The organism is Nocardia sp. NPDC058499, assembly GCF_042719915.1.
In the GTDB taxonomy this organism is placed as follows: Bacteria; Actinomycetota; Actinomycetes; order Mycobacteriales; family Mycobacteriaceae; genus Nocardia.
On the sequence record NZ_JBHXMZ010000002.1, the window covers coordinates 529,621 to 542,194 of the forward strand.

A 12,574-nucleotide genomic window follows, 5' to 3' on the forward strand; every position below is an offset into this window, starting at 1 on the left:
GTCTCACACCGCGACCGCCCGCGCCGCGACCAGCGCCTCCGCCCACCAGTGCACCCGGTCCAGCATTTGCTGCGCTGCCGCCGCGGGTTCGGCGGGCGCGAGCAACTGTCCGTCGTCACCGAACAGCAGGTAGTAGCGCGGGAACGATACGTATTCGCGGACGGTGTGCGCATCCAGTTCGCTGAACACCTGCCGCAGATGTTCGATCGCGGTGAGCCCGCCGGTGGCGCCGCTGTACCCGACGAAGGCGACCGGTTTGCGCTGCCACTGGGTGAAATGCCAGTCGATGACGGCTTTCAGCGAGGCCGGGTAGCTGTGGTTGTAGTCGGGGGTCACGATGACGAACGCGTCGGCGGCCGTCAGCCGTTCGGTGAGGTCGCGCATACCGGCGGGACGTTCGGGGTTCGGCTCCAGTGCGGGCGATACCGCGGGCAGTACCAGCGGAATATCGGCCTCGGCGAGATCGATCACGTCGATCTCGAACCGCCCGTGAGTGGCGGCCTGTGCGGCGAACCACGCGGCCACGACGGTGCCGAACCGGCCCTCCCGGACACTTCCGATGATCACCGCGAGACGTAAGGGGCTGACGGACATGGTGTGCTCCCTCCTATCGGGCGACCCGGCGGCCGCCGTCCGATCTCGAATCTGCCGCTACGCCGCTCCCGCAGGGAGACCGCGCGGAGAGTGGTAGTGACAGGGACACCCTCGGCGCGGCCCGCCCGGATACCGTGATCAGGTGAGCGAGAACGAGATGGGGTTGTTCCTGCGCAGCCGGCGGGAGGCGGTCGGCCCCGCCCAGGTCGGGCTGCCCACCGGGCCGCGGCGCCGGACCCCCGGGTTGCGCCGGGCCGAGTTGGCCACGCTGGCCGGGGTGAGTGTGGAGTACATCATCCGGCTCGAACAGGGTCGCGATCGCAACCCGTCACCGCAGGTGCTGTCGGCGCTGGCGGACGCGCTCGGCCTGTCCACCAACGAGCGGGTCCACCTGTACCGGCTGACCAAGGCCGATACCGGTTTCAGCTGCACCGGCCCGGGTCAGCCGGTCCGGGAGATCCGCCCGACGGTGCGGGCATTGCTCGACCGGCTCGAACCCGCCGCGGCGGTGGTGGTCGACAGCCGGACCGAAGTGCTGGCCTGTACCGCCGGCTATCGGCGGTTGATGGAACCCGCCGGCGCACTGGATGCCGGCCACGGCGCCAATCTCGCCCGCTTCACCTTCACCGATCCTCGGGCCCGCACCGTGTACCCCGATTGGGAGCACCAGGCCGACCATATCGTCGCCACCCTCAAACAGGGCCCGTTCCGCGCCGACCCCCATATCGCGGCGCTGGCCGATCAGCTGACGATCGCCGCGGGTGCGTCCTTCACCGAACGCCTGACCACGGTCCCCAACCTGCCCGCCCCCACCGGCATCACCCGGCTGGAGCATCCGGAGGCCGGGCCGCTACGCCTCGCCTACGAAACCCTGACCCTGTCCGCCGACGACGATCAGCAGCTGATCGTTCACTTACCGGCCGATTCCGCGACCGCCGAGGCCCTGGACGGTCTCGCCGGCCGGCACCACGGCGGTCTCCGCGCAGTCTCCGGCTGACCGCTCGAGGAAGCGGCCGACGACCTCCGCGCCTGTGCGGTTTCATCGCGCCCGACGCTGCTAGTAGCCTTGGAAACCGTGCATCCTGACGTTACCGCCGACCTCGCCGAACTCGACGCGACCCTGAAGACCGTCGAGTCGGTCCTCGATATCGAGGAGCTGCGCCGTCGTATCGATGAGCTGGAGCATCAGGCGGCCGATCCCGAGTTGTGGAACGACCAGGATCATGCGCAGCGGGTGACCAGTGAGCTCTCGCATGCGCAGGGTGAGCTGCGCCGGGTCGAGGAGTTACGGCAGCGTCTGGAGGACGTGCCAGTGCTCTACGAGCTGGCCGAGGAGGAAGAGGGCGAGGCGCGGACGAGCGCCCTCGCCGATGCCGATGCCGAACGCGCCACGTTGCACACCGATGTCGAGGCCCTCGAGGTGCGCACGCTGCTGTCCGGTGAATACGACAAACGTGACGCGCTGGTCAATATCCGTTCGGGTGCCGGCGGTGTGGACGCGGCCGACTGGGCCGAGATGCTGATGCGCATGTACATCCGCTGGGCCGACCGGCACAAGTACTCGGTCGAGGTGTACGACACCTCCTATGCCGAAGAAGCCGGTATCAAGAGCGCCACGTTCGTGGTGAAGACCCCGTACGCCTACGGCACCCTCTCGGTGGAGATGGGTACCCACCGGCTGGTGCGGATCAGCCCGTTCGACAACCAGGGCCGCCGCCAGACCTCGTTCGCCGAGGTCGAGGTGCTGCCGGTGGTCGAGACCACCGACCATATCGATGTCCCGGAAACCGATATCCGGGTCGATGTGTACCGGTCGTCGGGGCCGGGCGGGCAGAGCGTCAACACCACGGATTCGGCTGTCCGGATCACCCATATCCCCACCGGAATCGTAGTCACCTGCCAGAACGAGAAATCCCAGCTGCAGAACAAGGTTTCGGCCATGCGAGTGCTGCAGGCCAAACTGCTGGAACGTAAACGGCAGGAAGAGCGCGCACAGATGGATGCGCTCAAGACCAACGAGGGCGCGTCCTGGGGCAACCAGATGCGGTCCTATGTGCTGCACCCGTATCAGATGGTCAAGGATCTGCGCACCAACTACGAGGTGAACAACCCCTCCGCGGTACTCGACGGCGATATCGACGGTTTCATCGAATCCGGGATCCGCTGGCGGATGAGTACAGTTCTGCAGGAGAGCTAGCCCTCCCCGATCCCGGGGAAGCGCAAGGGATCCGGAGTGGATGCGGGAGCGGGTGGTCTGATGCGTGCGCAGGGTTCCGACACCCTGGCGCTGTCCCTGGCATTATCGTCCGATGTGACTGGCTGGCTGCGTTCGTCCGGGCTCGAGATCGTCCTGTTGATCCTCGGGGCCATGTTGTTCGCCCGTTTCGCCACCTATGTGCGCGACCGGGTGACCCAGCGCATCGATTCCGGTTTCCGTGGGGGCGATGCGCTCGTGCGGTCCGAGGCGGCCAAACACCGGCACGCCCTGGCCCAGGTGCTGACCTGGGTCGTCCTGACCGTCGCCTATGTGCTGGTCGCGATGGAGGTGCTGCAGCGACTGGGGTTCTCCATGTCGGGGCTGGTCGCGCCCGCCGCGGTCCTCGGCGCCGCACTCGGTTTCGGCGCGCAGCGCATCGTGCAGGACATCCTGGCCGGGTTCTTTCTCATCACCGAACGCCAATACGGTTTCGGTGATGTGGTGCGGATCGCGGTGACCGGTGTCGCGGATCCGGCCGAGGGCACGGTGGAGGATGTGACACTGCGGGTCACCAAACTGCGTAACCCGGACGGTGAGGTGATCACGGTCCCGAACGGCCAGATCGTGAAAGTGACGAATCTGTCGAAGGATTGGGCGCGGGCGGCGATCGATGTACCCGTCGCGGCGAGCGCCGATATCCTGCGGATCAACGAAGTACTGCACGAGGTGGGCGGACAGGCCTACCGCGACCCCCGCCTCGAACCGCTACTGCTGGACGAGCCGACGGTGATGGGCGTGGAGGACCTGACCGTGGACCAGATGAACATCCGGATGGTGGCCCGGACATTGCCGGGCAAACAGTTCGAAGTCAGCCGGGAGTTGCGGGTGCGGGTGGCCGCGGCGATGCGCCGGGAGGGTTTGAATGCGCGCGCGTAGATCGACAGTGGTGCTGGCCGGGAGCTGGCTCGCGGCCTTCGTGCTGTACCTGTTCGTCAAACCGGACGATATCGCCCGGCAGCAACCGGTGCCGGCGCCCGCCGTGGCCCCCGCTGCCCCTGCCGGCTTCGAACTGCCTTCACCGGCGGTGGCTGTCCGGGTGGAATAGGACCGCCGATACCGCCCGCCGACGGGTTCGTTATCGAATGGTTACACTGACTCCTCGTGATCACCCTGCGCGACGTCAGCAAGTCGTATCCGACCGCGACGCGAGCCGCACTGGAGAACGTCACCGTCCATATCGACAAGGGTGAGTTCGTCTTCCTCATCGGTCCCTCCGGCTCCGGTAAATCGACCTTCATGCGGATGCTCATCAAGGAGGAGATCCCGACCGGGGGCGAGATCCATGTCGCGGATTTCCGGGTGGACCGGCTGCCCGGCCGGCGCGTCCCCCGGCTGCGGCAGCGGGTGGGCTGCGTGTTCCAGGACTTCCGGCTGCTGCAACAGCGGACCGTCGCCCAGAATGTGGCGTTCGCGCTGGAGGTGATCGGTAAACGCCGCCAGTTCATCGACCGGACCGTGCCCGAGGTACTGGAGCTGGTGGGGCTGGGCGGTAAAGCCGACCGGCTGCCCAGCGAACTGTCCGGCGGTGAACAGCAGCGGGTCGCGATCGCGCGGGCCTTCGTGAACCGCCCGCTGGTGATGCTGGCCGACGAACCCACCGGCAACCTCGACCCCGAGACGAGTTACGAGATCATGCTGCTGCTCGAGCACATCAACCGGATGGGCACCACCGTGCTCATGGCCACCCACGACCCATTGATCGTGGACGGTATGCAGCGCCGGGTGGTGGAGCTCTACGAGGGCCGGCTGGTTCGCGATCAGGCGACCGGCGGTTACGAGGTGGGCCGGTAATGCGCGCGGGTTTCCTGTTCGGTGAGGTCTCCGAGGGCCTGCGCCGCAACCTCACCATGACGATCGCGATGATCCTGACGACAGCGGTCTCGCTGACCATGCTCGGTGGCGGCATCCTGGCGATCCGGATCGCCGACAAGACCGAGCAGTACTTCCTGGACCGGCTCGAAGTGCGGCTGTATCTGACCGAGGACATCTCGGCGAACGATCCGGACTGCGCGAACGATCTCTGCCAGACCTTGATGGCCGATCTGAAAACTGTCGACGGCGTGGAGACGGTGCAGTACCTCAACCGCGACGCCGCGGTCCGCGAAGCCAAGGAGAAAACCTTCAAGGACCAGCCGGAACTCGCCGAGTACGTGAGCGAAACGCCCCTACCGGCCTCGCTGCGGGTCAAGATGAGCGACGCATCGCTGTATCCCACGATCTACGAGCAGTTCTCCGACAGTCCCGGGGTGGGCATGGTGCGCAACGACAAGGACATCGTGGACCGGCTGGTGAGCCTGTTCGACGGGTTGCGCAACGCGGCGTTCGGGATGGCCGTGCTGCAGGCGGTGGCGGCGCTGTTGCTGATCGCGAACATGGTGCAGATCGCCGCGTTCACCCGGCGGACCGAGGTGCACATCATGCGCCTGGTCGGTGCCACCCGCTGGTACACCCAGCTGCCGTTCCTGCTGGAGGCTGTGGTGGCCGCGCTGGCGGGCGGGCTGCTCGCGACAGCGGGCCTGTTCGCGGCCCGCCCGCTGGTAATCGACCGGGCCTTGGGCGATCTGTTCGCGAGCAATGTCTTCCCGGCGATCACCTTCGACGATATTTTCACCACGGCGCTGATGGTTGTACCGGTCGGTGTGGTGTTCGCCGGGCTCACCGCGTACGCCACGTTGCGCTGGTACGTGCGCGAGGAGCGGTAACAGGGCCGGCGCATTGCCGCCCCCTCCGGTCTCGGCCCGACTGTTTCGCGCCGCTTCGTCGCCGACGATCACGGCCCCGTTCCGCTGTCCGCCCGTAGACGCTTCCGGCGCCGCCCGTCCCTATCGGACGGGCGGCGCCGCTTGTGGCGGGCCGGTGCCTCGGGTATGTCCGCTCACCAGGACAGGACTGGCACTCGACGCCGTTCTTACTCTTCAGTAAGATAGCCTTACTCCGCAGTAAGATAGCTGGGGCCAGACCCTCACCCCGCGCGAGAAAACAGGTGATGATGAGCATTCGAGACAGCGCTACCAAGCGGCGTCCGGACAACGGCGTCCGCCAGGAGAACGGGGTGGGCCTGCACCAACCCAAACGGGATTGGATGGGCGCCGCCATGCGGGTCATGTCGACGATCACCGGCTCGGAACTCGCCGAGAAGTACAACCTGCGCAAACCGATCGACCGGGTCACCTACGAGAGCACCAGAACCGGTTTCCGGACTCTGGGTGCCGCGACCCGCGCCTTCAACAAGGTCGCCGGTGGTGGCGCACCCAAGCGGCTCCCGGACAACGAGTCGAAGACCAAGGACTACTTCGATCTCACCCCGACCGACGAACAGCAGATGATCGTCGAGACGGTCCGGGAATTCGCGGCCGAGATCCTGCGCCCGGCCGCGCACGACGCCGACGAGGCCGCCGCCGCGCCGAAAGACCTGCTGGGTCGCGCCGCGGAGCTCGGTATCACCCTGATCAATGTGCCCGAAGAACTCGAGGGCGCGGCCACCGAACGCGGCGCCGTCACCAACGCGATGGTGGCCGAGGCGCTCGCACACGGTGATATGGGTCTGGCCCTGCCGCTGCTGGCGCCCAGCGGCGTCGCCGTCGCGCTGTCCCAGTGGGGCACCGACGCCCAGCAGCAGACCTACCTGCCCGCGTTCACCGGCGAGAACGTGCCGCAGGCGTCGGTCGTCATCAGTGAACCGCGCGCGCTGTTCGATCCGTTCACCCTGCAGACCAAGGCCGTGCGTTCCCCCAGCGGTTACCGGCTCAACGGTGTGAAAAGCCTGGTCCCGGCCGCCGCCGACGCCGAGATCTTCGTGGTCGGCGCGGAACTCGACGGCCGCCCGGCACTGTTCATCGTGGAATCCGACGCCCAGGGCCTGTCGGTGGAGGCCGATCCCAGTATGGGTCTGCGCGCGGCCGGTCTCGGCCGGCTCGTCCTGGACAACGTTGCCGTCGGTACCGACGCGATCCTCGGCGAGGGCGATGCCAAACAGCACGCCGCCGACTACCGGGACGCGGTACAGCTGGCCCGGCTGGGCTGGGCCTCGCTGGCCGCCGGCACCGGTCAGGCCGTGCTCGACTACGTGATCCCGTACGTCAACGAGCGTGAAGCGTTCGGCGAACCGATCAGCCACCGGCAGGCGGTGGCCTTCATGGTCGCCGATATCGCGATCGAACTCGACGGCCTGCGGCTGGTGACCCTGCGCGGCGCCGCCCGCGCCGAACAGGGGCTCACCTTCGCCCGCGAGGCCGCGCTGGCCAAGAAACTGGCGACCGACAAGGGGATGCGGATCGGTCTCGACGGTGTGCAGCTACTCGGTGGGCACGGTTTCACCAAGGAACACCCGGTCGAACGCTGGTATCGCGACCTGCGCGGTATCGGTGTCGCCGAGGGAATCGTGTTGGTGTAGTTCCCGGCCGCTGCGGATTCAGACCTTCTCAGGAGACTTTCCATGATCAATCTCGAACTGCCGAAGAAGCTGCGGGCCAGCGCGAATCAGGCGCATCAGGTGGCTGCGCAGATCTTCCGGCCGATCTCGCGCAAATACGACCTCGCCGAGCACGAGTACCCGGTGGAGCTCGACACGATGGCCGCCATGGTCGACGGGCTCAGCGATTCGGGCACCCAGAAGATCAGTGGTGCGGCCGGCGGCCGGTCCGACGAGGACGAAGGCCCCGCCACCATGCCGGTCAACGCCAACGGCGGCAATATGTCGGCCCTGCTCAATGCCCTGGAAACCTCCTGGGGCGATGTCGGGCTGATGCTGTCGATCCCGTATCAGGGCCTGGGTAATGCCGCGATCGCCGCGGTCGCCACCGATGAGCAGCTGGAACGGTTCGGCAAGGTATGGGCTTCCATGGCCATCACCGAGCCGAGCTTCGGCTCCGATTCGGCCGCCGTCACCACCACTGCCGTCCTCGACGGCGACGAGTGGGTGCTGAACGGCGAAAAGATCTTCGTGACCGCCGGTGAGCGCTCCACCCATATCGTGGTGTGGGCCTCGGTGGACCGCAGCCTCGGCCGCGCCGCCATCAAATCGTTCGTGGTCCCGCGCGACGCCCCCGGCCTGTCGGTGGCCCGGCTCGAGCACAAGCTCGGTATCAAGGCCTCCGATACCGCGGTCCTGCTGCTACAGGACTGCCGGATCCCGAAGGACAATATCCTCGGCAGCCCGGAAGTGAACGTCGAGAAGGGTTTCGCGGGGGTCATGCAGACCTTCGACAACACCCGCCCCATGGTCGCGGCGATGGCCATCGGCGTCACGCGGGCCGCGCTCGAGGAACTGCGCACCATCCTCACCGACGCGGGTATCGAGATCTCCTACGACACCCCGGCGAACAACCAGCACGCCGCGGCCGCCGAATTCCTGCGAATGGAGGCGGACTACGAATCCGCGTACCTGCTCGCGATGCGGGCGGCCTGGATGGCCGACAACAAGCAGCCCAACTCGCTCCAGGCCTCGATGTCGAAGGCGAAGGCAGGCCGTACGGGCACCGATGTGACGCTGAAATCGGTCGAACTGGCCGGCGCCGTGGGTTATTCGCAGCGCCTGCTGCTGGAGAAGTGGGGTCGCGACTCCAAGATCCTGGACATCTTCGAGGGCACCCAGCAGATCCAGCAGCTCATCGTCGCCCGCCGGGTGCTGAACAAGTCCAGCGCCGAACTCAAGTAAGCAGGCCGGACGCGGAAAACCGGTCCGGGCCGCCGCAAGCGGCCCGGGCCGGTGTCCTGTTTCCTGCTGGAGCGCTCGACGCCCCTACTTCAGCTCGCCGGCCGCCTGCGGGCCGTCATCGGCGGGACGCTCCGCGGTGCCGACGGCATCGGCGACGGCCTGGCATGCCCGGCCGGGGCCGGACGGGACCCGAGCGATGGCGGTATGACGTCTGGCCGCCTGTCCACAGCCGGCCTGACGGTTCGGCCTCATTTCAAGTGCCGGCCGAAGAACCGGCCCGCCTCCTCCCCCGCGTACTGCGGGACGCCGGTATGTCCGCCCATGTTGGCGTGCAGCGTCTTCTCCTCGGAGCCGACGGCGTCGAACAGGTCCAAGGCCGCTTGCCGGTCGTTTCCTTCGTCGTCCCATTGCAGCAGGACGTGCAGCGGAATGGTGACCTGCCGAGCCTCGGCGAGTATCGCGCGGGGCACGAAACTACCGGCGAACAGGACGGCGGCCGCCAGGCGCGGTTCGACCACCGCCAGCCGGATGCCGATGGAGATCACCCCACCCGAGTAGCCGACCGGGCCGTCGATCTCGGGCAGCAGGAGGAGGGCGTCCAGGGCTGCCTGCCATTCCGGGACTGCCTGGTCGACCAGCGGCAGGATGAGCCGGTCGACGATATCGGCGGTGACCGGCCCGCCGGTCTGCAACGCCCGGTGCAGATCGGCGCGGGCCCGATCGGTGGCAGCGGAGCCGGGCCGGTCACCGCCGCCGGGGAGCTCGATAGTGGCCGCGGCGAAGCCCTCCGCCGCGACCTGCCGGGCCCTGTCCAGCAGTCGCGGGTACATCTTCTGCAGGCCGAGCGGAGGATGGCCGAGCAGGATCAACGGCACCGGGGTGGATGCCGATTCCGGCGTCCACAGAATGCCGGGGATCTCGCCGAGGGTGAATGTGCGTTCGAGGATGTCGTGGTCGAGGTGCTGTTCGGTAATGAAGTGCACGGTCGTGCCTTTCGGGAGTGCTACGGCGCTCCCGGACGACCTATCGCCCGACCGTGACCCCGGAGGGGAGCACCCATGTCGATACTGCGTTCACGGATACCACCTCCTCGTCCTCTGGCACGGCCCCGGAAAGGTAGCAGTGGCCGCGGTCGTTCGCCAACGGATTATTCCGGCGGCTTCCTGTCCGGCCCCCGATCGGGAATCACCCGGCCGTACGCGCCTCACCCCTCGCCCGGGACTCCATGCCGGCGAACCGAAATTGCGCCCGCGACGCCCGCGCGGCGGTCTGGACAGTGCGCCGACCGGGTGACATGTTGGTGTCAACGTTTTGCGATTGGTTCGACCCGGCGGGTTCATATCCGCTCGACGCCCGGATCCGCCGGTACGTGTTGCCCCTCTCCACCCTGCTGAACCCACCACCGGGTGCAGTTCCCCGGACAACGTATCTGCAAGGAGACTGGTTATGCGCACAAAGGGCTTCGCCCGTCGGCTCGTCACCTCGCTCGCCGCCACGGCCGCGGCCACCATGCTCTTCACCGGACACGCCACCGCCGAGCCGGCCCAGGTCGATTGGGTTTCGGCGACCCAGCAGCTGCGGACGGCCGCCGCGGGCGACCCCGGCGCCGAACGTGCCGTCGATATGCTCATCGGCGATCCGCGGGTCACCGATGCGGCGCGCGAGGCCGCGTTGCCGGCCCAGCCGTTCCAGATCCCGGCCGAATCGAATATCGGCCGCGGGGGCGGGCCGGGTATGTACGGGTCGGGTGTGGCCTTGAATATCGACGGGTTCCGGTTCGCGTTCTTCGGCGGCCCCGGCACCATCGCCCCGAATCAGGCCGGAGCCCGGCTGGAGGTGGTCTGGCTCAACCTGTCGAACGGCCGCAGCGGGATCGAACCGCTGACCGAGCATATCGACATCATCGCCGACACCACCATCCGCACGCGGGTGATCGATCCGGGTCCCGGCATGGTTGTGGCCGCCGTCTACGGCAGCCTGTGGCATCGGTGGCCGGTGCCGGTGAGCCCGGAACACCCGGATGGCTTCCAGTACGCGCGCGGGGAAATCACCTTCCCGTCACTGGGCTCGATCTACAACTGAGCCTCCGGCAGATAAGCACAGCTCGGGCACGCGCCGGATATCCGGCGCGTGCCCATTTCATGGGATGTTGCGGCCATAACGGCGGTGTCGCTTTTGTCCGGTGCGTACGTTGTGAGCGGACGCACTTTCACTGCTACCGTGAGCCCCGATATGCCGTTCGGAATCGCTAGGTCGAGTGCCGACGCGAGGATCTGTGGAGGTGTTCGAGGGTGAACCTGGCGCATACGCTGGAGACTGTCAAGGCATATGGGCTGCTGCAGTCCAGTGGATTCATCGATCTGAAGAATCCGGGGGAAACCCTGCGGACGCTGAAGGATTCCAAAACCTATATCCCGCAGGCGACGCTGATCATGCATTCGGCGCGGATCGCCCCGGATGCGCCGGGCCTGGTCGACGAGCGCGGCGAGCTGAGCTACCGCGAACTCGACGAGCAGTCCACGAAGATCGCGAACGGCCTGCGCAAGGCCGGCCTCACCGAGGGCACCGTGATCGGGATCCTGGCCCGCGACCATCGCGGCCTGATCCTGTCGATGGCCGCCGCCGGCAAACTGGGTGTGAAGATCGCCCTGATGAACACCGGGTTCGCCAAACCGCAGTTCGCCGAGGTGTGTGAACGCGAGAAGGTCGCGGCGGTCCTGCACGACAGCGAATTCCTCGGTCTGCTCGACGCCCTGCCGGCCGATATGCCGCGTTTCCTCACCTGGGTGGACGAGGGCACCGAACTCCCCGAAGGCGCGAAGAGCCTCGACGATCTGATCGCCGAGAACGGCCTCGAGGCACTGCCCGTCCCGAGTAAGCCGGGCGGTTTCATCATTCTGACCAGCGGCACCACCGGCCTGCCGAAGGGCGCACCGCGCGAGAAGGCGTCACCGGTGGCCACCGCCCAGTTCCTGGACCGGATGCCGTTCCGCAAACGCGCCACGATGGTGATCGTGTCACCGATCTTCCACAGCACGGGCCTGGGCACCTGGCTGGTGGCCACCGGACTGACCAACAAGATCGTCATGCGGCGCCGTTTCGACGCCGAGGCGACCTTGAAGATGGTGTCCGACCACAAGGCGGAAATGCTCGTCGCGGTACCGACCATGCTGCACCGGATGGTGGAACTGCCCGAAGAGGTCCGGGCGAAGTACGATACGTCCTCGCTGAAAGGCATCGTGCTGGCCGGATCGGCCCTCTCGCCGGAACTGAGCGTCCGCGCGGCCGAGGTGTTCGGGCCCGTGGTGCACAACCTCTACGGGTCCACCGAGGTCGCCATCGCGACGGTGGCCAAGCCGGACGAACTCGCCAAGGCCCCCGGCACCGTGGGCCGCCCCCCGCTGACCTGTGATGTGCGGTTGTACGACGACAACGACAAGCAGGTCACGGCCAGGAACGTCACCGGCCGGATCTTCGTCCGCAGCGGTGCCCCCTTCGAGGGATACACCGACGGCCGGCACAAGCAGATCATCGACGGCTACATGTCCAGCGGGGATGTCGGCCATTTCACCGAGGACGGCCTGCTGATGGTCGACGGCCGCGACGACGACATGATCGTCTCCGGCGGCGAGAACGTCTTCCCGCAGGAGGTGGAGAACCTGCTGCTTGAACGTGAAGACATCTTCGATGCCGCCGTGGTCGGTGTCGACGATGTGGAGTTCGGTAAGCGGTTGCGCGCGTTCGTGGTGCCCGAACCCGGCCACACTCCGACCGAGGACGAGATCAAGGCCCACGTGAAGGAGAACCTCGCCCGGTACAAGGTTCCGCGGGAGGTCGTCTTCCTCGAGGATCTGCCGCGCAACCCGACCGGGAAACTGTTGCGCCGGGTCCTGGTGGAATACGAGGTCTGACGCCGCCTCTCGCACCACGAAACCGGGGCATTCCACAATGATGTCCCGGTTTCTTTACTGTCCGAGACAATGTCGTCGCACATGTCGACCGGATTGCTAGGGTTGGCACAGCACTGGAGCTCGAACAGGTAGGCCGCCGGTCCGGCGGTTGCGCCC

12 protein-coding genes are annotated in these 12,574 nt (G+C 67.1%); 10 read left to right on the forward strand and 2 right to left on the reverse strand.

Features of this window, described 5'->3' with window-relative positions; all coding sequences use genetic code 11:
• Positions 1–3 precede the first annotated feature (3 nt).
• Positions 4–594, reverse strand: coding sequence for an NADPH-dependent FMN reductase (locus ACFWPH_RS07620; RefSeq protein ID WP_378748781.1), 591 nt, complete (start codon positions 592–594; stop codon positions 4–6).
• Between the two features lie 142 nt (positions 595–736).
• On the opposite strand from ACFWPH_RS07620, the gene ACFWPH_RS07625 reads away from it, so the two are divergent.
• The 8 genes from ACFWPH_RS07625 (at position 737) to ACFWPH_RS07660 (ending at position 8,507) form a co-directional block, all read left to right on the forward strand.
• On the forward strand, positions 737–1,591 hold the full coding sequence (locus ACFWPH_RS07625; RefSeq protein WP_378748782.1) for a helix-turn-helix domain-containing protein: 855 nt from the start codon (positions 737–739) through the stop codon (positions 1,589–1,591).
• 78 nt (positions 1,592–1,669) lie between these two features.
• Complete coding sequence (gene prfB, locus ACFWPH_RS07630) at positions 1,670–2,791, forward strand: peptide chain release factor 2 (protein ID WP_378748783.1); 1,122 nt, start codon at positions 1,670–1,672, stop codon at positions 2,789–2,791.
• A 60-nt stretch (positions 2,792–2,851) separates the two neighbouring features.
• Positions 2,852–3,727, forward strand: a complete 876-nt coding sequence (locus ACFWPH_RS07635; RefSeq protein ID WP_280460659.1) for a mechanosensitive ion channel family protein — start codon at positions 2,852–2,854, stop codon at positions 3,725–3,727.
• Positions 3,714–3,896, forward strand: coding sequence for a hypothetical protein (locus ACFWPH_RS07640; RefSeq protein ID WP_378748784.1), 183 nt, complete (start codon positions 3,714–3,716; stop codon positions 3,894–3,896). Before ACFWPH_RS07635 ends, ACFWPH_RS07640 begins: the two co-directional genes overlap by 14 nt.
• A 56-nt stretch (positions 3,897–3,952) precedes the next feature.
• Positions 3,953–4,642 carry a cell division ATP-binding protein FtsE gene (gene ftsE / locus ACFWPH_RS07645; protein ID WP_033243180.1) on the forward strand — a complete coding sequence of 230 codons (690 nt, stop codon included), beginning with the start codon at positions 3,953–3,955 and terminating at the stop codon, positions 4,640–4,642.
• Positions 4,642–5,553: a permease-like cell division protein FtsX gene (gene ftsX, locus ACFWPH_RS07650; protein WP_378748785.1), complete on the forward strand. Its 912-nt coding sequence runs from the start codon at positions 4,642–4,644 to the stop codon at positions 5,551–5,553. The genes ftsE and ftsX overlap by 1 nt, the downstream gene beginning before the upstream one ends.
• Before the next feature lie 281 nt (positions 5,554–5,834).
• Positions 5,835–7,244, forward strand: coding sequence for an acyl-CoA dehydrogenase family protein (locus ACFWPH_RS07655; RefSeq protein ID WP_378748786.1), 1,410 nt, complete (start codon positions 5,835–5,837; stop codon positions 7,242–7,244).
• A 42-nt stretch (positions 7,245–7,286) separates the two neighbouring features.
• The gene (locus tag ACFWPH_RS07660; protein ID WP_378748787.1) at positions 7,287–8,507 is read left to right on the forward strand and encodes an acyl-CoA dehydrogenase family protein; all 1,221 of its coding nucleotides are present in this window, start codon (positions 7,287–7,289) and stop codon (positions 8,505–8,507) included.
• A gap of 248 nt (positions 8,508–8,755) precedes the next feature.
• Here the strand turns inward: ACFWPH_RS07660 and ACFWPH_RS07665 are convergent, their stop codons facing one another.
• Positions 8,756–9,490 carry a dienelactone hydrolase family protein gene (locus ACFWPH_RS07665; RefSeq protein ID WP_378748788.1) on the reverse strand — a complete coding sequence of 245 codons (735 nt, stop codon included), beginning with the start codon at positions 9,488–9,490 and terminating at the stop codon, positions 8,756–8,758.
• Between the two features lie 463 nt (positions 9,491–9,953).
• Between ACFWPH_RS07665 and ACFWPH_RS07670 the strand changes: the two genes are divergently transcribed.
• Both ACFWPH_RS07670 and ACFWPH_RS07675 read left to right on the forward strand, forming a co-directional pair.
• The gene (locus tag ACFWPH_RS07670) at positions 9,954–10,589 is read left to right on the forward strand and encodes a hypothetical protein (RefSeq protein ID WP_378748789.1); all 636 of its coding nucleotides are present in this window, start codon (positions 9,954–9,956) and stop codon (positions 10,587–10,589) included.
• A 209-nt stretch (positions 10,590–10,798) separates the two neighbouring features.
• On the forward strand, positions 10,799–12,418 hold the full coding sequence (locus ACFWPH_RS07675) for an acyl-CoA synthetase (protein WP_378748790.1): 1,620 nt from the start codon (positions 10,799–10,801) through the stop codon (positions 12,416–12,418).
• Positions 12,419–12,574: the final 156 nt, after the last annotated feature.